The 25,991-nt window shown below is 55.9% G+C and carries 20 protein-coding genes; 7 read left to right on the plus strand and 13 right to left on the minus strand.

From position 1 onward, the window contains the following. Nucleotides 1-99: 99 nt before the first annotated feature. The 6 genes from HDF08_RS00390 to HDF08_RS00415 all read left to right on the plus strand — a co-directional run bounded on the left by HDF08_RS00390 (nucleotide 100) and on the right by HDF08_RS00415 (nucleotide 7,837). A complete protein-coding gene (locus HDF08_RS00390) occupies nucleotides 100-2,844 on the plus strand; it encodes an AMP-binding protein (RefSeq protein ID WP_179636484.1) in 2,745 nt (914 codons plus the stop codon). A gap of 120 nt (nucleotides 2,845-2,964) precedes the next feature. After that, entirely contained in the window at nucleotides 2,965-3,108 is a 144-nt protein-coding gene (locus HDF08_RS22030; protein ID WP_353070377.1) for an alpha/beta hydrolase, read from the plus strand. Between the two features lie 221 nt (nucleotides 3,109-3,329). After that, nucleotides 3,330-4,796 (plus strand): circularly permuted type 2 ATP-grasp protein, encoded by a 1,467-nt coding sequence (locus tag HDF08_RS00400; protein WP_179636486.1) that lies wholly within the window; start codon nucleotides 3,330-3,332, stop codon nucleotides 4,794-4,796. 12 nt (nucleotides 4,797-4,808) lie between these two features. Then, complete coding sequence (locus HDF08_RS00405; RefSeq protein WP_179636487.1) at nucleotides 4,809-5,795, plus strand: alpha-E domain-containing protein; 987 nt, start codon at nucleotides 4,809-4,811, stop codon at nucleotides 5,793-5,795. After that, on the plus strand, nucleotides 5,796-6,803 hold the full coding sequence (locus HDF08_RS00410; RefSeq protein WP_179636488.1) for an acyltransferase family protein: 1,008 nt from the start codon (nucleotides 5,796-5,798) through the stop codon (nucleotides 6,801-6,803). A gap of 38 nt (nucleotides 6,804-6,841) precedes the next feature. After that, on the plus strand, nucleotides 6,842-7,837 hold the full coding sequence (locus HDF08_RS00415) for a transglutaminase family protein (protein ID WP_179636489.1): 996 nt from the start codon (nucleotides 6,842-6,844) through the stop codon (nucleotides 7,835-7,837). Between the two features lie 464 nt (nucleotides 7,838-8,301). Here the strand turns inward: HDF08_RS00415 and HDF08_RS00420 are convergent, their stop codons facing one another. The 6 genes from HDF08_RS00420 to HDF08_RS00445 all read right to left on the minus strand — a co-directional run bounded on the left by HDF08_RS00420 (nucleotide 8,302) and on the right by HDF08_RS00445 (nucleotide 12,501). After that, the gene (locus HDF08_RS00420) at nucleotides 8,302-9,069 is read right to left on the minus strand and encodes an SDR family oxidoreductase (protein WP_179636490.1); all 768 of its coding nucleotides are present in this window, start codon (nucleotides 9,067-9,069) and stop codon (nucleotides 8,302-8,304) included. A 19-nt stretch (nucleotides 9,070-9,088) separates the two neighbouring features. Next, the gene (locus HDF08_RS00425; protein WP_257030810.1) at nucleotides 9,089-10,402 is read right to left on the minus strand and encodes an FAD-binding oxidoreductase; all 1,314 of its coding nucleotides are present in this window, start codon (nucleotides 10,400-10,402) and stop codon (nucleotides 9,089-9,091) included. A 127-nt stretch (nucleotides 10,403-10,529) separates the two neighbouring features. Then, nucleotides 10,530-10,931, minus strand: a complete 402-nt coding sequence (gene rplT, locus HDF08_RS00430; protein WP_179636492.1) for a 50S ribosomal protein L20 — start codon at nucleotides 10,929-10,931, stop codon at nucleotides 10,530-10,532. 271 nt (nucleotides 10,932-11,202) lie between these two features. Beyond that, entirely contained in the window at nucleotides 11,203-11,400 is a 198-nt protein-coding gene (rpmI, locus tag HDF08_RS00435) for a 50S ribosomal protein L35 (RefSeq protein ID WP_179636493.1), read from the minus strand. 151 nt (nucleotides 11,401-11,551) lie between these two features. Further along, the gene (locus tag HDF08_RS00440) at nucleotides 11,552-12,079 is read right to left on the minus strand and encodes a GNAT family N-acetyltransferase (RefSeq protein WP_257031002.1); all 528 of its coding nucleotides are present in this window, start codon (nucleotides 12,077-12,079) and stop codon (nucleotides 11,552-11,554) included. Nucleotides 12,080-12,225: 146 nt separating this feature from the next. Next, on the minus strand, nucleotides 12,226-12,501 hold the full coding sequence (locus tag HDF08_RS00445; protein ID WP_179636495.1) for a hypothetical protein: 276 nt from the start codon (nucleotides 12,499-12,501) through the stop codon (nucleotides 12,226-12,228). Between the two features lie 347 nt (nucleotides 12,502-12,848). Here HDF08_RS00445 and gyrB point away from each other — a divergent pair, with 347 nt between their 5' ends. Continuing rightward, nucleotides 12,849-15,443 (plus strand): DNA topoisomerase (ATP-hydrolyzing) subunit B, encoded by a 2,595-nt coding sequence (gyrB, locus tag HDF08_RS00450; RefSeq protein ID WP_257031003.1) that lies wholly within the window; start codon nucleotides 12,849-12,851, stop codon nucleotides 15,441-15,443. Nucleotides 15,444-15,660: 217 nt separating this feature from the next. Here gyrB and HDF08_RS00455 read toward each other — a convergent pair whose 3' ends face one another. From HDF08_RS00455 to HDF08_RS00485, 7 genes are all read right to left on the minus strand, one after another. Next, nucleotides 15,661-16,839, minus strand: coding sequence for an OpgC family protein (locus HDF08_RS00455; RefSeq protein ID WP_179636497.1), 1,179 nt, complete (start codon nucleotides 16,837-16,839; stop codon nucleotides 15,661-15,663). 291 nt (nucleotides 16,840-17,130) lie between these two features. Continuing rightward, the gene (locus tag HDF08_RS21390; RefSeq protein ID WP_218884463.1) at nucleotides 17,131-17,313 is read right to left on the minus strand and encodes a HupE/UreJ family protein; all 183 of its coding nucleotides are present in this window, start codon (nucleotides 17,311-17,313) and stop codon (nucleotides 17,131-17,133) included. A gap of 31 nt (nucleotides 17,314-17,344) precedes the next feature. After that, a complete protein-coding gene (locus HDF08_RS00465; RefSeq protein WP_179636499.1) occupies nucleotides 17,345-18,547 on the minus strand; it encodes an aminotransferase class V-fold PLP-dependent enzyme in 1,203 nt (400 codons plus the stop codon). Then, nucleotides 18,544-19,410 (minus strand): tryptophan 2,3-dioxygenase, encoded by an 867-nt coding sequence (locus HDF08_RS00470; RefSeq protein ID WP_257030811.1) that lies wholly within the window; start codon nucleotides 19,408-19,410, stop codon nucleotides 18,544-18,546. Before HDF08_RS00470 ends, HDF08_RS00465 begins: the two co-directional genes overlap by 4 nt. A 32-nt stretch (nucleotides 19,411-19,442) precedes the next feature. Then, nucleotides 19,443-21,680, minus strand: coding sequence for an alpha/beta hydrolase (locus tag HDF08_RS00475; protein WP_179636500.1), 2,238 nt, complete (start codon nucleotides 21,678-21,680; stop codon nucleotides 19,443-19,445). 181 nt (nucleotides 21,681-21,861) lie between these two features. Further along, on the minus strand, nucleotides 21,862-22,968 hold the full coding sequence (locus tag HDF08_RS00480) for a VWA domain-containing protein (protein ID WP_306459653.1): 1,107 nt from the start codon (nucleotides 22,966-22,968) through the stop codon (nucleotides 21,862-21,864). Next, entirely contained in the window at nucleotides 22,949-25,450 is a 2,502-nt protein-coding gene (locus HDF08_RS00485) for a hypothetical protein (RefSeq protein WP_373563094.1), read from the minus strand. Before HDF08_RS00485 ends, HDF08_RS00480 begins: the two co-directional genes overlap by 20 nt. Nucleotides 25,451-25,991: the final 541 nt, after the last annotated feature.

Raw genomic sequence — 25,991 nt, forward strand, 5'->3', positions numbered from 1 at the left:
TTCAGTATCAGGGAATCTTCCTGTGTTTATCAATCTGGGCTAGCTTGCGTTGGTCGAGCATGGCGTAGCAATGGGTTATCTTTGTCTAGCTGACTGCCTATGCCCACCCGCCCCCACCTGGCCGTACTGCTCGACGACTTCCGTCGCTTCGGCCGCCAGACAGCCATCGTCCAGTACACCGGCAACCGCCGCAAAGCGACAACCTACGCAGAGATCGCAAACCTGGCCGGACGCTTCGCCGCACTCCTGGTCTCACGCAACCTCCAACCAGGCGACCGCCTCATCCTCTGGGCACAGAACAGCGCCGAATGGGTCGCCGCCTTTCACGCCTGCATCCTCCGCGGCATCATTGTCGTCCCACTCGACGCCTACGGCACCCCCGACTTCGCCACAAGAGTAGCCTCCGACGTCCGGCCCTCCCTCATCGTCGGCGACGCCATGCTCCTACAAACCCTCCCCAACGACTGGCCACATCTTTCGTTCGAAGACTGGCCCACCACCCTTCCCCCCGCCGTAACGGCAGATCAAGCCAACCCCATCCCCACCCTCTCCCATGACACGCCCCTCCAGATCCTCTTCACCTCCGGCACCACCGGCGACCCCAAAGGTATCGTCCACACCCACGGCAACATCCTCTCCAGCTTCGAACCCATCCGCACCGCCGCCCAACCCTACATGCGCTACGAGCGCATCGTCCACCCCCTCCGCTTCCTCCACACCCTCCCCCTCAGCCACGTCTTCGGCCAGATGATGGGCCTCTGGGTCCCCTCCATCTTCGCCGCCGAGGTCCACTTCGAATCCCGCCTCACCGCCCCCCGCCTCATCGAAACCATTCGCCGCGAACGCATCTCCGTCCTCGCCGGAGTTCCCCGCGTACTCGCCCTGCTCAAAACCCACCTGGAAACCGAAAACTCAAACCTCACGGCACGTATTGAAGCCGCCAAAGGCATCTCCGCGCAAAAACGCTGGTGGCGCTTCCGCGACATCCACTCCCTCTTTGGCTTCAAGTACTGGGCCTTCGTCACCGGCGGCGGCGCCCTCCCCGTACCCATCGAGCAGTTCTGGAACGCCCTCGGCTTCGTCCTCGTCCAGGGCTACGGCATGACCGAAACCTCCGCCCTCATCACCCTCAACCACCCCTTCAAAGTCGCCCGCGGCACCATGGGCAAGCCCCTCCCCGGTCGCGACGTCAAAATCCAGCCCGACGGCGAAGTCCTCGTCCGCGGCCCCATGATCTCCCCCGCCACCTGGTCCGGTGGTGCCCTTCAACCCCGCACCGACGAGTGGTTAGCCACCGGCGATCTCGCCGAAGCCCAACCCACCGGCGAACTCCGCTTCCTTGGCCGCAAGAGCGAGACCATCGTCACCGCCACCGGCGTCAATCTCCACCCCGAAGACCTCGAAGCCGCCTTCGAGCCAGAACCCGAGGTAGCCGCCTGCGCCGTAGTCCCCATCGCAACCCCCACTGGACCCGAACCCTGCGCCGTCCTAGCCCTTCGCACCACCCCCGACCATGCCCCAGACCGCGCCCCCGCCATCCTGCAACGTGCCAACACCCGCCTAGCCGAGTTCCAGCGCATCCGCCGCTGGGCCCTCTGGTCCGAACCCGATCTCCCCCGCACCTCCACCGGCAAGATCAAACGCGCAGCCGTAGCCAACTGGCTGACCAGCAGGGAAGCCAACAACGGCAACGCAGCCCCGTCAACACCAGCCACCACCTCCACCGACTGGCTCCTAACCCTCATAGCCCGCATCACAGGCGAAGGCGTCCCTCCCGAAAACGAAATCCAAAATAAAGACCTACGCCTCGCCGAAGACTTGCGTCTCGACAGCCTTGGCCGCGTCCAGCTCCAGGACGCGCTCGAAGAAAAACTCGGCGTCGCATTTCCCCAAGAGCAATACGACAAGGTAGAGACGCTCCCCGAGCTATGCCACCTCGTCGCAAACTCTGGCAATAGAGGAGTCTCGGAAGATCAATCGGTTACGCGTCCCGAGCAAATTGAATTCGCCGAAACCGCCGACCTCAACGCGCTGACAAAAAAGCTTCAGGCGACCCAACAGCCCGAAGCGCCGATCCCGGCAGAAGCTACCCACTACCTCTACCCTCACTGGTCCTGGCAACTACCCATCCGCTGGATTCGCACCGCCTTCGTCGAGTGTGTAGCCCAACCCCTGGTCTGGTTCTTAGCCGCACCCCGCGTGTCACCAGCAGCTCGGCCATATCAATCAATCCACCCGCAACAAGCAGACACGCAGCAAACAGACAAGCAGCCAACCGAACCGCTCCTCCTCATCGCCAACCACGTCACCGCCTACGATCTCCCCCTCCTCCTCTACGCCCTTCCCCGTGCTATCCGCCTCCGCACCGCCGTAGCCATGTCCGGCGAGATGCTCGAAGACTTTCGCCACGCCCGCAACCAGCAACCCTACTGGCTCAACCCCCTCGGCCCACCCACCTGGCTCCTTCTCACCGCGCTCTTCAACGTCTTTCCCCTCCCGCGTCTGCGCGACTTCCAGCTCAGCTTCGCCCACGCAGGCAACGCCCTCGACTACGGCTTCCACGTCGTCGTCTTCCCCGAGGGCACCCGCTCTACCGACGGCACCCTCGCCCCCTTCCGCCCTGGAATCGGCCTGCTGGTCAAGCAATCCTCAGCAGCAGTACTGCCCATGGCCATCCAGGGCTTAGGCGAACTCAAAACTCGCCGCCGTCGCTGGTTCCGTTCTGGCACCCTTCAGATCAACGTGGGCCAACCCATCCGCTTCTCCTCAAACGACACCGCAGCCGCCATCACCGCCCGCCTCCACGCCGAAGTAGAAAAACTTCTCGCCTCAAATCGACCATAGTGTTGTCGCTCAGCCAACGGCACCTTTGAGGACTATGCCAGCGATGTCGCAAACGTTAGCCGGACGGCCAATCATCTGGAACGCTTCCTGCCTCCTTAGGCTCGCAACGGTTCACAGAAGATTCACCTTATTGCCCACAGCATGGGCAATCGCGCGGTATGCGAAGCTCTTAAGTCGCTAAGCTACGACTGCACCGCGCACCCCATCCCCTGCTGCACTATCTCGTGCTGGCCGCGGCCGATAAGATGCGAAGACCTATCGTGAACTGGTATCGGCACTACGTCTGGGTCTCTACTTCTTCAAAGATAAGGCGGTCGCAGCCTCGGCAAAGCTGCATAAATCTCCTAGCAGGTGGTGTCCCGGTGCTCGCGCTGCCGGATGTCGAGAGCATCGACGCATCCGCCGCTGCAGCTGTTTGTTGGGTACCTGTGAGCGTGAGATTGGGTTTGGATGCTCGGGGATGTCCGCTATACTCAAAGCTCCTAATGCATCCCACCCAGTCATCCCAGTTCGAGCATGCGTCCCTTAAAAACTATTTGCTGGACCATGCCTATGACGAGATGTTCACCGGGCTCGGCGATTTGCATCGACACTGCGAACCACTGTTGGAGCATTTTTCGGCGCTGCCTTCGGAAGAGCTACAACGCAGAAAACAGGCGGCCGACCTCAGTTTCCTGAATCAGGGCATTACGTTTACGGTTTACGGCCGCGAAGAGGGGACAGAGAAGATCTTTCCGTATGACCTGATTCCTAGGATTATCACTGCGGCCGAGTGGGCGACAGTAGAGCACGGGCTGACGCAGCGAATTACGGCACTAAATCTTTTTCTGAAGGACATCTATAACGAGGGACGGATTCTCGATGATGGAATAGTACCGCGTGAGGTGGTCTATAGCTGCAAACACTACCGGCGTCAGATGATGGGGTTGCAGGTTCCGCGAAATGTCTACATTGCTGTATGCGGGACCGACCTGATTCGGTTGGAGAACGGCGAGTTTGTAGTGCTGGAGGATAATCTGCGCGTGCCTAGCGGAGTCAGCTACATGCTGACCAATCGCAGGGTGATGAAGCGGATCTTTCCGCAGCTGTTTCGAAGCTACAATGTGCGGCCGATTGAGCAGTACACGCAGTTGCTACTAGGAACGTTGCGGTCCCTGGCGCCGGAGGGACGACCAGAGCCGAATATCGTGCTGCTGTCGCCGGGAGTGTTCAACTCTGCTTACTTTGAGCATGCGTATCTTGCGCGGCAGATGGGGATCGAACTGGTTGAAGGACGCGATCTGGTAACGCATGACAACGTTGTGTACATGCGGACTACGATCGGACTGCGGCGGGTGGATGTGATCTACCGGCGGGTGGATGATGACTTCATCGATCCGCTGGCGTTTCGCGGAGATTCGATTCTTGGAGTGGCTGGTCTGTTCAATGCTTATCGCGCTGGTAACGTGACACTGGCCAATGCGTTTGGTACCGGTGTGGCCGATGATAAGGCGCTGTATGCGTACGTGCCGGAGATCATCAAGTATTACCTGAGCGAAGAGCCGGTGCTGAAGAATGTTGAAACGTATCTGTTGACCGGGCCTAAGGAACGGCAACATGTGCTGCAGAATCTCGACAAGCTGGTGGTGAAGGCGGTGGGCGAGAGCGGCGGGTATGGGATGCTGATCGGACCGCAATCGACCAAAGCACAACAAGAGGAGTTTGCGCAGAAGATAGAGGCTGATCCGAGGAACTACATTGCGCAACCGACGATCTCATTTTCGCGAGCGCCCTGTTTAATCGGGGACGAACTGCAACCGCGGCATGTGGATCTACGACCTTATGTTTTGTATGGAGATAAGGTAACGATTGTGCCGGGTGGGTTGACAAGGGTAGCGCTGAATCAAGGGTCCTTAGTGGTGAACTCGTCGCAGGGTGGCGGGAGCAAAGATACCTGGGTGCTGAGCCAGTGAAAGGAGTGACCAATGCTGTCACGCGTCGCGGATAGTTTGTACTGGATGAGCCGGTATCTCGAGCGCGCCGAGCATACGACGCGACTACTGGATGTGAATCTGAATCTGATGCTCGATGAAAGCCCGATCAGTGCAGAGCGTCGATGGCAACGGGTGCTGCAAGCTCTGGGTAAGCCTAAGAATGTTGAGTGGACCGGTGAGCCGTATGCGCTCACGCAGACGCTGACTTTCGATACGGAAAACAAGGCTTCGATCCTGTCCTGCATCATCGCTGCGCGGGAAAACTCGCGCCACGTGAGGGAGCAGATTTCTACCGAGCAATGGCACCGCCTGAACAGCCTCTATCTACAGGTAACGCGGCCGGAGATTCAGAGTCAGAGGCAGTCGGAGGCGCTGGTGCAAGGTATGACGCACCCCAGCGAGTTTCTGCAATCGGTGATGGAGGCGGTACATCAGTTTCAGGGTGTCACAGATTCTACTATGAACCACGGCGAAGGCTGGCAGTTCATTCAGGTGGGACGGTATATCGAACGGGCGTGTGCGACCGCGCTGTTGCTTCAGGCTTACCATGTCGACCTGTGGGGGCACCCAGAGAGGATCGTTGATGGGAATGAATACCTGGACTGGATGGGACTGTTGCGTTCGGCGACCGCGTTCGAGGCGTACTGCAAGGTGTATACCGCGGATCTGACACCGGATCAGATCTTCGAGTTTCTTCTGCTCGACGAGGAGTTTCCACATTCGGTTCGATTTTCGATCGACAGCTTGCAGTGCGCGCTGGAGAAGATCCAGGGAGACAGCGGTAAGGTCCGTGCCGAGACCTTGCGTCGACTGAGCGGTCGTCTGCAATCCTCCTTAAACTACAGTAGCGTCGACGAGATCCTGAGCCAGGATGTGCTGGGGTACCTGGGTGGGATTCAGGCACAGTGCCGAGCCATTCATGAGACGATCTACGAGCTATACGTGGACTATTCCATTCAGGCGGCCCTGGCAGGGTAGATGATCGAACAGGCACTGGCAGAAGAGACACGGAGACCGATTACCAGCGGGAGACGGTCGAACCTTGTGGACCTTGTTAAGGGTCTTGCTATCATTCTGGTCGTCTATGGCCATACGGCACAAGGTGTTGTGCATCGGGGCTGGTGGTCCGGTCCGTGGGCTGATTTTTCTAAAGCTTTCATCTACAGCTTTCACATGCCTGCCTTTTTCTTTGCCTCCGGACTGTTCGTGTTCGGTAGCATTCAGCGACGGGGACCGGCCAAGTTCACGCTCGAGAAAATGAAGACCGTACTGTATCCCTATTTGTTATTCGCGGCCATCTCAGCTGCGCTCGGCCCTTTGATCCGACGATTCCAGATGTCCTATTCGCCATTTCACTGGAATACATTTCTGAGGAATGTCGCCGACGGGAGTGTGAGTTGGTTTCTATTCACCTTATTTTGGTGTTTGCTTCTGGCGCTCTTGACCGTGCGATTTCCGAATTGGCTGCGCTTTTTGCTCTCAGTGCTTGCCGGGGTGGCGCCGATCTACGGAACGTTCACCACGGACCACGTGTTGCAGGAGTTCTGTTTTGTGGCCGTGGGAATGTGGGTCGGACACCACATCTTTCGGCTGGAACATACTCCAAAGTGGATGGCGGCGGTTGGTTTTATGCTGCTTGCCGCCTTCCAATTCGCGGCTATCTATCTTTATGGTTTCGTGAATCGCGGGACGTATATTGTGCTTGGCCTGACTGGGACTGCTGGTCTTTTTCTCCTTTCCCGATTGCTTGAGAACCACTGGATCGGCGAGGCTCTGGTCTGGGTGGGACGGGCATCCCTTGCGATCTTCCTGCTAAGCGCCTTTGCGCAGGGAGCAACCCGTGTTGTGTTGTCTGACTTGTTTCACACTAACAACCTGTGGCTTCAATTGTTGTTGCCGACGGCTTTCGCGACAGTTCTACCTGCTATTGTTTGGTATCAGCGGGACAGATGGCGGTTGGGATGGCTCTTTCATTGGCCGTTCTAGCAGATGCAGCATCTTCGTAAGACCGGAAGGGACGGGCTATGTATTATTCGATTCGCCATCTGACGAAGTTCCTGTACAGCAACCAGGTCAGCGAGAGCATGATGGAGACGCGGATGCACCCGCGGAGCGACCAGAATCAGCGCTGCCTGACGTTTCATCTTTCGGTAAGCCCGCGATGCCGAGTCTTCAGCTATCGCGATCATCTGGCGAACCATGTCCACCACTTCGATATTCCAGGAATGCACGGGCAGTTGGTGATCGTTGCTGAGTCGCTGGTCGAGGTACAGCCAGCGGCGCAGGTTCCGGCGTTTCTAGCTCCTGATGCCTGGGCGGATCTGGACGCGATGGTGGAGAACGGTGACTACTGGGAGATGCTGCTGCCTAGCGAGTTTGCTATACCGACGCCGGCGCTGGACGCTCTTGCTGCCGAGTTGGACGTGAGGCGCAGGGACGATCCGCTGATGGTGCTGCATCACCTGAATCAGCAGATCTATGAGTACTTCGACTACAAACCGAAGTCGACGCATGTCGATTCACCGATCGATCTGGCTTTGAGCACTAAGGCTGGTGTTTGTCAGGATTTTGCTCACATCATGATCACGCTGGTGCGGTCGAAGCTGCGGATCCCCTGCCGGTATGTGAGCGGATATCTGTTTCATGGCGAGAGTGACATGGACCGGTCGGTGAGTTCGGCAACACATGCTTGGATTGAGGTTTTGATTCCACACCTGGGATGGGTGGGGTTCGATCCTACGAACTGGCTGGTGGCGGGGGACCGGCATATTCGTACGGCAATCGGAAGGGACTACTCCGATGTTCCGCCGACTCACGGCATCTTTCGCGGGCGCGCAGCGAGTGAGTTGACCGTGGCGGTTCGGGTGACTCCGAGCCTGGGAACCCTTTCGCTCGATCAGGAGCTGCCGGTGCCCGAGGATTGGTCGATTCTGGTGGAGAAGGCGACACAGCTCCCAGAGCAGCCACCGCCGCCGACTCGTCAGCAGCAGATGGCGCAGCAGCAGCAGGAGAACTCCTAGAGGGATACCCCCCCTATTACCTGCGTGTAAGCCTTTTGTTAATCATGGGCTTGCGCGAAGTATTGGCCGCCAAAATATTGATAATAAACGAGTTGCCTGCAGATTCTTCCAAACAAAGGGGTTATGAGATTAAAACAGGGAACCCTGGTATTTGCTGGGGATCTTCTTTCTTCCTGTCTCCATTATAGCGATTTGGGTGTAACTAATACGCCACGCGAATTCGCTGGATTGGTGCGGGGTTTGGTGAATCTGGGGCTTGACAGGTTTTTGGGAGAGGCGTGTGTCCTGCCGGGCGGGCCGCCTGCGCGGCGCGCGGTCACTTCGTGACTTGTATACCTTCGGTTGGCGCTCCCGTTGGTCGCGAGGAAGATTATTCCGACCAACGGGAGGACCACGCGAAGCTCTAAAAAGGCGTGCGAACGCCCGCCCTCCGCGTAGGAGGCCCGTCCGGCAGGACCTATCTTTCAGAGGTTGAGTTTCTTGAAGATGCGCTCGGGGATGTTGCGGATGATGAACATGATGGGCTGCCACTGGAATGGGACGTAGAGTATGTCCCTGCGCTTGTCGATGGCGCTGACGATGGATTCGGCGACTGAGTCGACGTCGGCGAACTTCTCGCTCCTGGGCATGCCGGCGGTCATTGCGGTTTTTGTGGGGCCGGGTTTGATGGTGAGCACGGTGACGCCTTCGCGGTCGATACGGTTTCTAAGGCCGTCGAGGAATGCGGAGAGGCCGGCCTTTGAGGAGCCATAGACGTAGTTGGACTTGCGGCCTCGCTCGCCTGCTACCGAGGAGAGCACGGCGAGGGTGCCTGCATGGCGCTGGACGCAGAAGTTCGCGAGCCAGGTGAGGAGTGAGATCGGGGCCATGAAGTTGGTGTGGAGGATCTGGGCGGCGGTGTTGAAGTCGCGCTCGGCTTCGAGCTGGTCGCCGAGGACGCCGTGGGCGAGGTAGGCGATGTCCATGCCGGTGAGGGAGTTTACCGCGTGGGCCAGGAGCGCAGGGTGCTGGTCGGTGTCATCGAGGTCGGCGACGGCAGTGTCCACGTAGCTGGCGCCGCGGGTCTTGAGATCGGCGGCTACTGCTGCCAGCTTTTCGGCGTTGCGCGCGACGAGGAACAGGCTTGCACCTTGTGAGGCCCAGATGCGGCAGGTTGCTTCGGCGATGCCGGAGGTTGCGCCGAGGACAAGGATCTTGCGAGGGGTTGAGGTTGATTGCGGGGTGGTGCTCATAGGCTTGCTTTGTCCGGTCTTATGAATTTGGGGTGACGCGCTCCCAGAAGCTGGAGGTAAGCATGGGATCGCGGAATCGTGCGAACTGCTCCCATTGTGGGTAGAAGGACTGGAATTGATGGGCGGTCATGGCGGCGTCTTTGGCTGGATAGAGGCGGCCGCCGAACTCGAGGGTCATGTCGGCGAGTCGCTGGAAGAGTGGGAAGCTCTTGTCAGGCTTGATGGGAAAGTCGAGGGCCAGGGTAATGCCGGGTTTTGGAAAGCTCATCATACCCGGGGATGGAACGTCTCCGAAGGCTTTGAGGACGGCGAGGAAGCTGGCGAGGCCGGAGTTTGCGACTTCACGGAGGATGGCGACGGTGCCCTCTTTGGCGTGCTCCCAGGGGATGACGTACTGAAACTGAAGGAGGCCGCGTTTGCCGTACATACGGTTCCAGCGGAGAACCTTATCGAGCGGGTAGAAGAAGGGCTCGTAGTCCTGCAGGGCAACGGCTCGCTTGTGGATCTGCTTGTGGAAGAACGCGGTGTTGAAGAGGCTGACGGAGAGTGAGTTGAGGGCGAAGCCGGGAGCTTCAAAGGGAAAGATCAGCTTTGGTTTGGGCGAGGGTTTGAGATCGTCTTTTTTGGCCGAGTGATCGCCCTGCATAAAGACGCCCCGTGCGAAGTTGCCGCCTTTGGAGGTTACGTCGACCCAACTAACGGTGTACTCGATGTCGTGTGCCTGGTTGGTGAGGTCGAGAAACTCGTCTATGCCATGGAACTGAATGCCTTCGTAGTCAATCTTGCGGGAGACGATGGGCTTGAGGCGGAGGGTGGCCCAGGTGATTACGCCTGTGAGGCCGAGGCCGCCGATGGTTGCGGCGTAGAAGTCGGGATTCTCAGTGGGCGAGCAGAGCATGTGGGAGCCGTCGGAGCGGACGAGTTCGAACTGGGTAATGTGGCGGCCGAAGGTCCCGGCGCTGTGGTGATTTTTGCCGTGGATGTCATTGGCGATTGCTCCACCGAGAGTTACATATTTTGTGCCAGGGGAAACGGGAAGAAAGAAGCCTCGGGGAACGGCGAAGTCGAGGATCTGCGCGAGGGAGACGCCGGCTTCGGCGGTGAGGAGGCCAGTCTCGGGGTTGAAGTCGATGAGGCGATTCATTGCGGTGGTGACGAGGAGGTTGCCGTCCTTGAGGAGGCAGACGTCGCCGTAGCTGCGGCCCATGCCGACGGGGAGTGCGCCGTTGTGGAGGTTGGCAGTGAGTGCGGGAAAGTCGCTCTGCCAGTGGAGCGGAAGAAGTTTTGCGCCGTAGGTAGGGTAGCGGCCCCAGGATTCGAAGGGAGATTGCATTGGGGAGGTCGCTTCCTCTGTTGCGGTTGAATCTGGCATAAGGACAGGATACTGGTTCATAGCGATGGCGTGATTAAAAAGGAAGAGGCACAGCGTGTGCCGTGCCTCTTCTGAAACTACTGCGCTGTTAGGCGGCAGCAGAGGTGCGATTTGCGGCGTGCTTATCTGCTGCAATCTTCAGGGCTGACTTTGCCTGCTGGGTAAGAGCGGCAAAACCAGCTGCGTCGTTGGCGGCGATGTCAGCGAGAACCTTGCGGTCGAGCTGATTGCCGGCGAGCTTGAGGCCGTTGATGAAGGTCGAGTAGCTCATGCCGTTGATGCGGCAGGCAGCATTGATACGGACGATCCAGAGAGCGCGGAACTGGCGCTTCTTCTGTTTACGTCCGGTGTAGGCGAACTTGAGTCCGCGCTCGACGGCTTCCTGAGCGGCCTGGTAGAGCTTGGACTTGGTGAGGAAGTAACCACTCGCGCGCTTGAGGATCTTTTTGCGGCGATCGTTGCGTTTTGTACTCCGTTTTACACGGGGCATCTTGCTTCTCCTTTTGCGTACTTCGTTTAAGCGGCTGGAGGTAAGGGTCGCATTCTTATCTCAATCAGAACTGGTGGGTGTTCTGATCGAGCTTCGTGAGAACGACGATGGTGGCCTCTTCACTCGCTATGCAACTTCAAGTCTCGTGGAATCGCTAACGCGGTTCCAGGGGCCGGAACGCTTTGCTGGCCCTTTGCTTTTTGAGCGGCTCGACTTGAAAAACTTATACTTCCCTTATTCCTGAGGAGGAAAGACCTGCTTGGTCTTTCTATCAGGCGTAAGGAAGCATCCGGGCAACCTTGTGATGATCCGCATCGGAGATAAGCACTGACCCGCCTAGCTTGCGCTTGGTCTTGGTGGCCTTCGATGTGAGAATGTGGCGCATCTTGGACTGGCCACGCTTGAACTTGCCGGTGCCGGTCTTATGAAAGCGCTTGGCTGCGCCGCTGTGTGTCTTCAACTTTGGCATGGTGTTCCTGACGAAAACTGTGTTCTGGACAACTTACTAAGTATATACGAGGGTTGCGATTGCGGGCTCAACTCTTTGCAGGCCTTTTATGAAGAGAGTTGGGGACCAATGCGCAAACCGAGAGAATAAGAGATTTGAGTGAACGGAAGATCTAGTCGAGGACCTTCTCAAATACTTCAAAATAAAGGTCGTTCCGCGCTGGCACACCAAACCGTTGATCGTCATACGGGAATGGTTCCGTTTTGCCGGTGCGGCGATATCCGCGACGCTCATACCACTCGCTGAGACTGTGGCGAAGCCAGATCACTGTAATTCTGACTTTTTGCGCTCTACGGGCTTTTACATAATCCTCGGCATAAGACAAGAGCGTTCGGCCCAGTCCATCGGCCTGGCGTTGAGGGTCGATCGCGAGCATCGAGAGATACCATACGGCCGGTTCGTCAGTGGTCTCAAGTGAGACACACCCCGCGAGAGGGGCCTTGTGGTCATCGCGCATCAATAGAACCGTGGCTTTACCGTTTGCGACTGTCTCGGCGAGGATAGTCGAATCGATTCTTTGGCCGCCTATTAACTTAGCTTCGCTTGCCCATCCAGCTTCAGCGCTTTTGCCTCTATAGGCGTTGTTAACAAAGGTGACTAGCTCGTCGATGTCAGCATAAGTAGCAGGAACAAAGATCATCTTCAATCATTATGCCTTCTTCATTTTTGACTGGAAAGAAGGCTTTGGTTGAAGCTGGTCTCCTGAACAATAAAAATGACCCTCCGAAGAGGGTCATTTTTGGGCTCTTGCGAGCGTTTGTCAGGTGGTAGGGATTACGTGTTCCGTTATCCCTTTGGACCAACAGAGGAGCCACCACCAGAGCTGGAGCCGCCGCCGGTGCTGCTGCCACCACCGCCAGAGCTGCTACCACCGTGGCCGGGGCAGTTACCGCCGTTGCCGCCTTTACTGCCGCCGTCGTGGTCATGATCATGATGGCACCAGCCGAACCAGGACCACGAGCTGCCGCTATCGTGATCGTGGTCACAGGCGAAGGCTGAGCTGGAGGTTGTAAGCAGTGAGAGTCCAACGATCGATACTACGATCAAACGGTTCAATTTCATTGGTTCACCTCGGGGAGTTACGAGCCGAAGCATAACAAGCCATGTGGGTTAGGGGAGTACAACTTTGGGCGCAGGAGAGGCGGTTACCAATGGGCCAGGGATTGCTATGCGGGAGGGCTCAGCCGAGGTGCGCGAGGCCTGCAAGACCCCTTCCGCGTGCTATACTTAAGACACTGAGAGTCAGGCTAGAACGTGTGTAAAGCGCTGTAACGGCGCGGGTTTTCGCGGATTGCGCGGACACGGAACGGGCTGAAAATCCTGCAACTTCAGCAACCGCTGAACGGAGATACATGGCATCGACTGCAATCCCCACCGAAGGTGCTCTTTTAGAGCTTGAAGCTGGCAAAATGAAGGACGCTCCCGCAAAAGGAAAAGAGGGTGGCGGCTATTCGGCTGAAAACATCACCGTTTTGGAAGGGCTGGCTGCGGTCCGGCTAAGGCCGGCGATGTATATTGGCTCGACCGGTGAGCAGGGGCTGCATCATCTGGTGTATGAGGTGGTCGATAATTCGGTCGACGAGGCGCTGGGTGGCCATGCGACGAAAATCGATGTGACGATCCATGTCGATAATTCGATTACGGTGGTCGACGACGGGCGCGGGATTCCGGTTGATGACAAGGTCATCAATGGAGAGAAGATGCCGGCGGTGCAGGTTGTTCTCACTATGCTGCACGCGGGTGGCAAGTTCGATGCGTCGAACTATAAAGTCTCGGGTGGTCTGCACGGTGTCGGCGTGAGCTGCGTGAATGCGCTGAGCGAGGAGTTCGATGTCGAGATCTGGCGTGATAATCACGCATGGGAGCAGGACTACTCCAAGGGCGCGCCGATCAGTAAGCTGCGCAAGATGGGGGCTTCGACGCGCAAGGGCACGAAGGTCCATTTTCTGCCGGACAAGTCGATCTTTACGGTGACGGAGTTCAACTATGACACGCTGGCGCAACGTTTGCGGGAGCTCGCCTTTTTGAATAAGGGGCTGGAGATCCACCTGACGGATCAGCGCACGACGGACTCGAAGACCGGGGAGTACAAACACCAGGAGTTCAAGTACATTGGCGGGATTGCCGAGTTCATCAAACACCTGAACAAGGGCAAGGCGGTGCTGCATGACAAGCCGATCTACATGGAGGCCGAACGTGATAACGTGGCCATGGAGATTGCGCTGCAGTATAACGACGCTTACTCCGAGACCGTGTTTACCTTCGCCAATAACATCAACACGGTGGACGGTGGCACGCATCTTTCGGGATTCAAGACTGCGTTGACTCGGACGATCAACGCGGCGGGGCAGTCGCTGGGCCTGTTCAAGGACGTGAAGGAGAACCTGAGCGGCGATGATGTGCGCGAGGGCCTGGTGGTTGTGATCAGCGTGAAGCTGTCGCAGCCGCAGTTTGAAGGGCAGACCAAAGGCAAGCTGAACTCGGATATCGCCGGGACGGTGCAGGCGTTTGTGAATGAACGGCTGGGTGCGTTTCTGGAGCAAAACCCGCAGGTTGCGAAGAAGATCATCAACAAGGCGATTGATGCGGCACGGGCGCGTGAGGCTGCTCGTAAAGCTCGCGACCTGACACGACGCAAGGGTGCGCTTGATGGCGGTGGGCTGCCAGGCAAGCTGGCAGACTGCTCGGAGCGTCAACCGGATCGGTGTGAGCTTTATCTCGTCGAAGGAGAGAGCGCCGGTGGAACGGCCAAGCAGGGTCGTGACCGGAAGTTCCAGGCGATCTTGCCGTTGAAGGGTAAGATTCTCAACGTCGAGAAGGCCCGATATGACAAGATGCTGGGTCACGAAGAGATTCGCGCCATGATTACGGCGCTAGGTTGCGGCATTGGCAAAGACGACTTCGACGCAAGCAAGCTGCGATATGGCAAGTTGATTTTGATGACCGATGCCGACGTCGACGGATCGCACATCCGCACGCTGTTGTTGACGTTCTTCTTTCGCCATATGACGGAGCTGATCAAGCGTGGACATGTTTATATTGCTCAGCCGCCGTTGTACCGCATCAAGAAGGGCAAGTTCGAACAGTACATCAAAGACGATCGCGAGTATGTGAGCGTTATGGTGAAGCGCGCCTCCGATGGCATGGTCATTCGCTACGGTAAGGACGGCGGCAAGCTTGAAGGCGCTGCGCTAACCAAGTACATGGGACAGTTGAACGACTACCTCAGCTTCTTCGATAAGGTGCAGAAGCGGTTGAGGAATGACGATGTGACGCAGGCGTTCGCCGAGTTGTTTGCTCATGAGGGCAAAGATTCTGTGCGACGCGTGGACTTCGAAACACCCGCCAAGGTAGAGGCCATGCGCGAGCGGCTGACAGGGATGCAGAAGACCTATCAGTTCAAGAATGTTGGCGATGTCGTGATGGACGAGGAGCATAGAAGCTACTCGGTAAGCTATACCGATGCGCAAGGTGCAGTAAGAACGATTGACTGGGCACTGGCTTCAGCTCCGGAGAGCCGGCAGATGCTGGCGAAACATGCACAGATTAAAGAGCAACTGGTTGCGCCGTTTTTTATCGAGTATGCCGCGAAGACCAAGGCTGAGGCGGCCGCAGAAGAAGCTGAGGAGATTGCTTCTGAAGAAGGCGTCGCGGAGACCGCCTCTGCTCCAGGAACGGTGGCAGAGATAAAGCCGAGCAAGAGAGCGAGCAAGGCGTCTCAAGATCCGGTGGAGAAGAAGACTGCACGCGATGTCTTCGAGTATGTCATCGAACAAGGCAAGAAGGAGTATCAGGTTCAGCGGTACAAGGGACTGGGTGAGATGACTGCGCCGCAACTGTGGGAGACGACGATGGATCCAGAGCGTCGCACGCTGTTGCAGGTGAAGCTTGAAGACATCGCGGCCTGTGAAGAAATCTTTACGACTCTGATGGGAGAGGATGTAGAGAGCCGACGGAAGTTCATCGAAGAAAATGCCCTGGACGTGAAGAACCTGGATATTTAGTTTTTGGAGAGAGAAGAGCGTCGAATCAGACTAAGCTCGAGCTCTGAAATTGTTTGCCTAGACTGCTGAGCTGATAGATGCCAGGTGGTTGCTACTTCGCGTAGTGCGCTATCTCGTGCGAGGTAGTCGGGTGAGAGCCTAAGCCGATCACCGCGTGCATCTGCCGTAATGCCGGTGCGTTCCAGTGTTTCTGCCAGCAACACCGCTGAAGGGTCTCTTATTGTAAGGAATCCACCGTGTAGGCCATCCGCGCCCTCCGCTGTGATCCCTGCATCGGCGAGAGATCGTTTGAGTTTATTGAGATGTTCGTGGCGCGGCCGTCAATGCGGCTCTTGTTGCTGTTCCAGGCAGACAGTGCAGCCACCGCAACCAACGCCAGGGTACCCAGACCCTGAACCAAGATTTGTGAGATCCATCCTGGATGCGTAAACAGTATCGCTTCGCCCAAAACTGCAAATAGGACGCTCGAGGAGAACACTCCAAGCGAGTGCTGGCCGAGAAGAACAAATGGCTCTGCCCAACGGGATCGAAGCCAATCGGCTGCTGCGGGGATGTAGCGCCACGCTAGCCATCCGAGCGAAACAATAGCCAGCAGCCTGAACGGATGCACCGTCGGCTTATCCACGTCGAAGTGAATCAGCAGGGCCGCCGGGAGGTGGTTATCAAGGTGCCGCGTATGCGACTCAAACAAGCTGAAAAGTGAAAACAAGGCCGCCAGCCAATCCCAGCCGCGCCAATAATTTTTGGCTTTCAGAATGTACGGCGAGGTCACTCCGAGCATGAATATGACCTGCCAGGCTAACGGATTGAAAAACCAGTTTTCTGTCCATGAGCCTAAATTCAGGTGGAACACACGGGCCGCCACGTACAACAAGATCGAACCAACCAATAACGAACGTGGCCAACGGATCAACGGAAGCGTTAGCGCGAGTATTACCAGCAAAACGATGTAGAGCGGAAGAATATCGAAAAATTTCGGCTCGGTACCCAACAGGGCGACGTTCATGATGCTGCGAAAGGGGTGGGCTCTGAAGCCATCCAGCGCGAGAAACTCCAAGAAGGAAGGTGGATTTAGCCAGGCGACCAGGATGCTGACTTCGGCGGCAAACAACATGAACATGATCAGATGCGTCCGATAGATGGCGACTATGCGGCGCGCGATTTTGAGCCACGCCGGTCGTAGACCATCGCGCACCACCGTCCGGTGATAGACAATGCCGGCCGAGATGCCAGACAGCAGAACGAACAACTCGGCAGCGTCGCAGAATCCATACTCTTTTAGCGTAATCGCTCGCAGCCAGCCATTAATAAAGTGATCAATGAGCATGCACCAGAGGGCAAAGCCACGGAAAAAGTCGACGCGAAGATCACGATTTTGGCGGATCAATGTCTGCACACACTCTTTCCCTAGGCCGGTAAACAATCGAATCAGCCCAATCAATGCATTGTTTCAGCGGGATACTGCTTCAGACTATGACACGGAAGAGCCACAATGCAGGAGTTTCTCAGCAAGAGGTACTGTGGTGAATAGCATCCGGTAGCTAATGCACCAATCTTGAATTGTGGTGAGTTGTGGTCGAGCGCTGTTTTTTATGCTCTGGAGGAGTACGAAGAGGGTAATACAGAGTTACCAAAGGCTCCTGGAAGACTTGGAATCGCGTATTACTCAATTAAATCAACTATTTACTTAGATTATGGCTTCGGCTTGCATCGCATGAGGGTCGACGCTTCGGCGGAGCGAGGCATGCTCTTTCCATTGTCCACTCCGCACAATCAGCGGAGCTGGCAGCAACAGCGTGAGCACAAACAGCAGGTGATCTGTGCCCTCGGAGATATGCCGGGCTCCTAACCGGAATGAAGGGTATCGCATTAGACCAAGCTCGAGCGCTGAAGTTGTTTGTCTAGACTGCTGCGCCGATAGATGCCAGGGTGGCCGCCACTTTGCGTAAGGCGTTATCTGGTGTGAGGTAGTCGGGTGAGAGTCTAAGCCGATTTCCGCGTGCATCTGTCGTAATGCCGGTGCGTTTCAGAGCTTCTGCCAGCGCCACGGCCGCAGGGTTTTCTATTGTGAGAAATCCACCGTGCTGGTCGTCCGCGCCCTCTGCTGCAATCCCGGCATCGGCGAGATATCGTTTGAGTTTGCTGAGACGGTCGAGGCAATAGGTGCGGATTCGGGCCACTCCCATCTGAAGAACTAACTGCTGACCAGCTCGGGCTTGATAGTAGGTCAGAATTGATGGGGTTGATTCGAGAAACGCATCTCCACCGTATGCGAAGCGTGGCGGATCGGGTCGATCGTAGAGAAAAGGTTTGTCTTTGGCGAACCAGCCAATGTCAACTGGTCTTAGACCGCTGGAGAGAGCGTCCGGAGAGAGATAGAGAAACGCCGCTCCAGGACCTCCGCGCAGATATTTGTAACTGCCACCGATCATAAAGTCAGCCTTCATGTCGGTGACGGACACTGGGAATACGCCGACGGCATGGTAAGCATCCACAAGGAGACGTGCGCCTGCCGCATGGCATTGATCGGCGAGAAGATCGAGATTCGGCACGACCCGCCCCGTCATAAACATTACCTGGGAGATGACGACGAGATCCGCGCCGTCGTGGACTTTCTGGATTAGTTGCGAAAGATCGATGGCGCCATCTGGTGCTTCACAGGAGACGAGCTGAAGGTTGATTCTTCCTACGGCTGCATACTGCTTCAGGATTACGTCAATTGAGTCGAACTCTCCAGTTGTGGAGACGACACGGGGAGTGCCTGGAAGGGCGTTGAGAACTGTTCGCAGCCCTTGTCCTGCTGAAGCCTTTGGGACAATACAGTCGGGCCTGGTAGCCCCTATAAGCTGAGCCAGCCGTGTGCGATGTGCATGCTCTTCTTCGAGCCAGGGGTCCCATGCATCCCCAAGCTTAGTTTGCCAGAGTTGAAAGCCTTTACGAAGATCCTCTTCCGTTTGATTGAGTGGGCGACCGAGCGAGTGATTCGCCAGATAGATACCGGGTGCCGCGAGCGTGTTGGAGAAGAGCGGGAAGACATGCAGGCGCAGAAGATCTTCAGTAAGCGCACCTGAGCCTATGGTGGCGAGAGCATCTACAAGACTCATTCCTGTGGGGCCTCGGTTCGCGAAGCCAGGAGTTCAGGGAAGAACGTTAGCTCCAGCGCCTGACGTAAGAAGCCTACTCCAGAGGAGCCGCCAGTGCCTTGCCGAAAACCGATAATGCGTTCGACAGTTTTCATGTGACGGAAGCGCCAGAGCTGAAAGTATTCTTCAACGTCTACCAGTTTTTCGCACATTTCGTAAGCCTCCCAATGCTGTTTTGGGTTGCGGTATATCTGTCGAAAGGCTTCTACGAGCGCCTCATTCCTGGTGTGGGGCTTAGACCAATCCCGGTCGCGGCACTCGTCGGGAATGCTATAGCCATGCCGAGAAAGGTATAGCAAGAATTCGTCATATAAGCTGGGAGATTCAAGAGTGCGCTTGAGGTCGTCATGGATCGTCTTATCGTGCGCGAAGACTTTGATATTGTCTGCGTTCTTATTGCCCAGTAAAAATTCGAGTTTGCGATATTGAAAGGATTGAAATCCTGATGCACTTCCAAGGACGGATCGAAATTCCATATACTCCGACGGTGTGAGAGTTTCGAGCACGGACCACTGTTCGAAGAGCTGCATCTGAATGAGCTTTACGCGTGACAGAGTTTTGAGGGTGGGTGGAAGTCTGTCCTGGCGTATGTGATCGATCGCAGCCGTAAGCTCGTGAATGACCAGCTTAATCCATAGCTCCGAAACCTGGTGTTGAACGATAAACAACATCTCGTCATGATGCGGCGGTTGGGATAGAGGTCGCTGTTGCGCAAGCAGGCCGTCAAGGGAGAGGTAGCCTGAGTAGCTTAGCCTGTCAGAGAAGTCGCTTACAATATTTGGCTCGACGGGTCGTTGATTGGTATTTGTCATCTTCACCTGCATTCGAAACTAACTTTCTCCCAAGATAAGTTTGCTCATCGAGCACGCACTGACGTAGTGATTGTCAACGCGACCTCATTCGACTGCACCACCTGATTGGTGTCGGCGTCCCGGCGATACACCCGCACGGTGTAGTGTCCTGGCAGGCTCAAGTTTACCAACTTCGACAGATGAGCGGTCTGCGTGACTGATCCGCCTGAAGGAATTTGATCTATCTTTTGAAGGTCTGACGGTTGTAGGCTTCCAGCGATATTTTCACCCATCAAGCGGCCTGTCGAATTTCTCACCAGTAAGATAAACGAGAACTCTGGATTGTCGGTTCCCGGTCTATGAGAGAACAGGATTGGATGATCTGAGATATTCGTCAACGTAATGAACACGCGTGCGTCCTCTCCAACCCTAAGCCCGCCAGTGGGAGCATTGATCGTGACCGCGAATGATCCCTGTGAGATGTTGTGAGCCGCAGAGGGAATCGAAGCTGGCACCGCCTCTGGCTTTTGGGGCTCTGTTGGTTGCACGGCCTTCGGAATGACCGGACTTGCTACCTGGAGTTCAGGTTGCGTTTTTAGTGTCGCAACCGCATTCGGAGTAGCTGCGGCAGCGATGGGGGGCGATACCACGTGCGAGTTCGACCTCAAACTCTGAGGTGTGATTGTTTTCCACGTTGGCGCAGATGGCATGGGCACAGGCGGCAGTTGAATATGCAGTTCTGCCGACTCGACTGATACGGAGGTCTTTGGCTGAGGCTTCACAGATTTCGACACCACTCTGTTCAGCATTTTATTGTTCAATTGAGTCAAGGCTTCGGGCACGACAGGGACAGCGCTATCGATTCGCGGGGCCGTTTTATCCGCTGCTATCGCCAGCTTTAGACCTATCATCTTCTTTTTTATCTCAGGATCCTCGTCGGTGAAGATTCTGAGGCTGATACGAAATATCTCCGATGGCCGCTCTAGATTGCCTGCGCTTGAAACCAGCCATGTTCCGTCGCTTGAGATCTGAAGTTCACTGAAGTTGGATTTAGTCTCCGGCACCAGCAGGGTTAAATGGCCGGTCGGCACGGCGACGTAGTGGATCGTATCTTCGTCTGCCACCGCGACGGAATAGATTTGATCTTCTTCGCGATCATCGGTTGAAAAAAAGATCGAGGCCGAATCGGCTGCCCAGGTAAATTCCTTGATTGAGCGTTCGAACTTCGGCAGGAGGGGAGTAGCCGTGCCCGTCTGGCGGTTTAAGAGCACCAGACGAGATTGGGCCCTGCTGTACTGCGCTCGCGCCTGCGAACGAAATGCCAGCCATTTACCATCTGGCGAGTAGGCTGGCGCTTCGTCATTTTCTGCCGACTTCGCAACCTGCTCCGGCCGCGCTGCGGCGTTATTCAGACTCAGTGTAAAAATTCCGTTGTTTGTAGTTGCTGCAGAAGCCCTGTTGGGGCTGGTGATAAAAGCAACTTCCTTCGAATCCGGAGCCCACGCATATCCGATTCGGTCGTCTGACGAAGTTGCAGGAACGTCCGCATCTCCAATGCTTTGGCGCGGCGTCAGGTCGCGTATCGCGTCGCCATTCGCGGCAAACACCACAAGCATGTGGCTGCGCTTCGGTCCGGTATCGTGATCTGGGCGCAGATACTGTAGATGGTCCAAAGACTGCGCGTTCGCTGGGATTACATCAGCAACGTCATCTTTGGCTTTATCGCATGCGTCTTCGGCTGCCCACGCCGCTTCATCACTGCACTCAGGATAGACCTGCGAAGTAAACAGTATCCGCTGCGAGTCCGGCGACCATACAGCCCTATCTGCGCCTGTGATCACATTTGTCAGGCGCTTCGGAGCACCGGGCTTGCCTGCCTTCTCGTCCCAGGGTGCAACGAAGATCTGCAAACGCGCCGTCTGCTCGTCGTTCGCGACAAACAGCAGCATCTTGCCATCCGGCGATAATCTACCTCCGAACTCTCCATCATTAGTAAACGTAATCTGCCGTTCATGCGGTTCAGACGCGATGGTGCCGGCTTTGTCTTCAAGCGGTACCGCCCAGAGATGGTTTATGACCACATTTCTATTAAGATCTATCTCTGGTGCTGAGAACACCACCCACTTGCCTGATGAAGAGATCTGCGGATCGCTCACCTGCTTCATCCGCGCCAAATCCTCAAATTTCATCGGCCGTTTCGCCGCTGCCGCCTCCGGTACTACTCCTACTTGGCTACTACCCCAAGCCGGAAGGATGGCTATCATTACGGTCAGCAGCGCTACGCGAATTACTCGATCACTCATCAGGTCAAGCTACCCTTCGCGCTGTGTGGTTCGATCCTACAAACGGATTACGACGCCCTGGAAAAGCCAGATGTACGCAGTGCCTGAATTTAGTAGAAAGTTAGCCGAACTCCCGCATATGACATGGGACGGCGAACTGAAGTGTCACCGCGTGCAGGACGATCGTGTTTCTTGAACTGGATCACTGCGAGACAGGATCCGGTCCCGGCAACGGTAAATTGTCTGTAGACGCCGTCTGCTGAAGGAAGCGATACCCATCCCGAGTTCGGAGGTGATACTTTTGCAGGTTTTTGCCAACGAGCTTTACCGTTATCGTGCGCCATCCCCGGTTTGGATTGGGTTGCGGATAGTAGCTGAGAGTGTAGAGATGAGCCAGGTCATCCCTGATGGAGGCAAACGCCTGCTTCTCGTCTCTCCAACTCTTCGAGAAATAGGCTTTGCCGCCTGTGACCTTGCTCATTCGCTCAAAGACGGCGGTAGAGATTGGTTCATCTTCGGCTTGCTGAGTGCTGATCATGTAGATGATTGTGCCAGTGGATTGAGCCAGCTCTGCTACGTCCTCCGGGGGCACCAAACTTGCATTGTCGGGGCCATTAGAAAAGACAACGATGGCTTTTTTCCCGGTCAAACGAGCGGCATCCTTTACTGTGAGCAACAGGGAGTTGTAGAGTGCAGCGTCATCCCCCGCAACCGTACTGCGCACGCCACGCAAGGCTTGTGATCGATCGGACGTAAGCCCAGATACGCGAGAAAGATCCCGGCTATAGGAGTAGAGAGCTACCTTGCTCACGCCCTCGAGAGACCGGATGAAATCTGCGATGGAGTCTTGGGCGAATACGAATCCCCGGTACATGTAATTGCTCGTGTCAAAGAGAATAAAAACGTTAGCACCCGCCGACCATAGGTCTGGAGTCTTCCCCTGATCCCCGGCAGAGGATTTCTGTACTATGGTTATCGCACCTTTTCCAGTGTCCTGTGAAGGGTGATTGCCCGACGGAGAAGCGTCAATCAGTCTGCGAGGTGGTTCGTTTCCTTCCTCGAAGGTCGCAGTTTTTTCTGAGATTTTATCCTCGGTTATAGAGAAGTCTTCTGGGCTGAGACCGCTGACATAATTTCCCTTTCCGTCAGTTACGGCGACGTTCAACTGTACAAGGACGACGCTTACTCGAATGCGCGACGTATCATTCTGGGCAGCACCGGAGCCGTCGCCATAGAGAGGAAATAATAGCAACCAGAGAAGTAGAAGATGTCGCTTCACCATAAGCTTCCTAATATGTATTGGCATCATTTCTCATCTTCTCCGATGCAGTAGCAGTAGTGTTAACCCCTGAGACCCCGGCAGTTTTGCTCTGTCGAAACTCATCTCCTGTTTCTTGAATAGCACGAAGGATTGCGGGCCAATCGTCAGGCTCCGTCGCAAAGATTTTGGTGATCGCACGCCGACTCAGCTCTGGAACAAGGCTGTTTAGCGCCACAGGGGAGTAACCCATCTCGTCTGCGAGGCGAGCCCAATATAAGTTGCTGGACTCCCATGATTCTCCAAACAGGCGGCTGGAATAAGAGCCAAAGAACGGAAAGGGTTTTACATTCAGCAACTGGCAAGCGTTGGTTCGGGCCATCGTCGGATGGGGCACACCGAAATCTCTCGAGAGGTGCTCCCAGCTTACCTCGGCTGGATATCGCCGTTGCAGCTCCTGAAGTTGTTGACCTGCCGGTCCCCAGGAGCTATTTTCTTCGGGAAACCTGCTATGGTACTCGGCAGCAATGTAGGCGGTCTCGGCTGGCGTCATTCGCGGAAGCATTACAGCTACATCTTCCGCACGGAACAGTGACTGTTGAACTCGTTCTAGTCGTTGCGATGTCAAACGATCAGAGAGGATGGCGATAACTTTCTCCCTGATTTGGGCGTTGCCTGCAGAGGCCGTCAACAACTCTTCTCCAGCCTTTTGGTAAAGAGTGGCAGCATGAAGTTCGACTGGGGTCACGCTCCACCAACGCGGAAGTGTTGCGCCGACTAAAAGTTCCGGTACTAGATCTTTCCAAATGAGTGCTTGTACATTTTCTGGAGAGAGAAAGTCCTGCTCCGTCGTTGCCAAGGCATACGACAGGTCGACTAGAGATCCGACGAGATACGCTCCGCCGCCGGCAGGCGATCCAGCACCTAACAATATGGGAGCACTCCAGAGTCGATCGGGGCTCTGTATCGAAACCCCCAGAAAGTCGTGGGAGCGGACGAAGAGCGGATTATGGTGAAGCATTTGAGCTCCGGGGGGTTCATAGTACGCGTAGTTCAAACCGACCAGAGTATCCCTCAAAAAAGGCATGAGCTGGCCACGAGCAGTTTCGAGCTGCGCGTGCGAACCTGGCTCTTTAATGACCTTCGTCAAATCCGTGCGGACTTGCAGCTCTGCGTGATGGGCGGTGTAGTTTGGAGGCGCCCAACTGATTTTTTCGCTGTTGGTGAAGATCGGGCGTGGCAGGTCAAATTCCCGGAGCTCTGCTGCAAGTGGAAGAAGGGCATCGCTTTTGCCTTTGCCCTGTGCCATCTCTTTCAGGCCTTCGCTAAGGGCGAATAATGTATCAAGAGAGACCAGCCGCTGGTCATCCAAGACCGAATTGATCCTCGCGCCTAATGCGGTGTGCTCGCGTAGTCCGTCCGGGGTTGCTTGACGCGGGCCTGCAAGCAATTCGACGAGTTCTCCTTGAGAGGAGTCCGCCTTCATGCCTGCCGCAAGCAGAAGTTCCTGCAGGGATTTTTGAGTGCTGTCGAAGAGTTGAGTTGAGGAAGAGATCGCGGTGAATGGTTCGATCACTTTTTGCCAAGATGTGTTCAGCTCGGGCTCTGGAATTTGGCCTTGGCGGGCAAGAATTTGCCAGAGTCCGACGGTCGCCTGAAATGCTCCCAGGGCATTCCCACGCAGTGTAGGATTTGAAATTCTGTCGATCGCCTCCGTCGATTTCATGAAGCTGGAGATGCCGGCGTCGTTCAGATCCGGAAACTCAGCGAACACGAGGTACCAGTTGTTCAGTTCTGAAAACCGATCGGCCATTTGATGTACTGTCTCGGCGGATAGGCGGTTACCCGGTTGCCGTCCACGATTTAATTCACTCAAAGTGAGATAGATCTGGAGCGGCCCGTTATCACTGTCTATTGAGGAAAGTGCCGTCATCGTTTCGAGCAACTGCTCCGGACGATCCCAACTCCGAGCTCGCTTAACCCAGCTACGAACAGTCTTAGATTCTGACTTTTGGAGAAGAATCTCCTTCCAAACCTCAAGATTTCCCGGCACGTGTGGATCGCCGTTAGACTCCCATTGAATGCGCGTAAACAGCACTAACAGATCGGGAGCTTTTGGGAATACTCCCCTCACCGCATTGGTGCCAGCAGCACCCTTCCGAAAGACGTCGTAGAGTTGCTTTAGCCGCGGAGTTTCTGTGAGGTGTACCTGCTGCGTCCGGCTGACACGGGACAAAGCATCGAAGTAGGCAGCAAGCCAGCCGTTATCCTTTGCCAGCAGATTGGTGACGAACTCCCCCGACTTCTCTGGACTTGTGCCGACCAGTTCCTTCCAATCCGCTTCTACACTCTCTCCTCCTGGGACGGCTACGCGTCCTGAGCGGATGCATATCTGGCTCCCATAAAAATCCAGGATGCTTCCAAGCGGGAGCAGTTTTCTAAGGCCCGGGGAGTTCCGCAAAGCGAGACTGGTCTCGTCGTCTGTTTTGGCCAGTGCCCAATACAAACGGGCTACGGAAGGGTCGCCGAGCACCGCGTCTAACAGACTCCCCGAGCTTGCCTTCGGATTTTGGCTTAGACCCATCCAATCGCTTTCGTGGAATAGGGCTGGAACTCGAGACACTGGATATGGATACGTGAAAGGAGCGCCTTTCTGGAGAGCTTCTTCCAGCTCGACGAGAGGAAAGCCCGAATCGATCGTAAGAAAAGCTCTCTCCGGGTTTGCCGTCTCCAACGTGAAGTTTTTCTGACCGCACCCTTCCCGAAGACGATAACCGAGGATATGAACGAGGGTACCGGCGTCGTCACAGCCGGTGACACGGATCGTGCTGCTCGCTCCTGCCAGAATTTGAAGTTCTCTCGCCTGATTCACATAACGATCGATCAAGATAAGGAATTCGGTCGGACTGCTCTGTTGATAGCCACGAAGATAGACATTTCGGGCTAGCAGAGCCAGCACATCGTCTTTGGAGGCCTTCTGACTAATACCAGCCATGCGGAGAAAAGATCGAAGAGGGCCGGGGATGATGACCGTGTCTCTTTGAATAGTTGGCGTCTTTATAGCGAGCGCCTGG

It is taken from the genome of Tunturiibacter empetritectus, from assembly GCF_013410875.1.
Taxonomy (GTDB): domain Bacteria; phylum Acidobacteriota; class Terriglobia; order Terriglobales; family Acidobacteriaceae; genus Edaphobacter; species Edaphobacter empetritectus.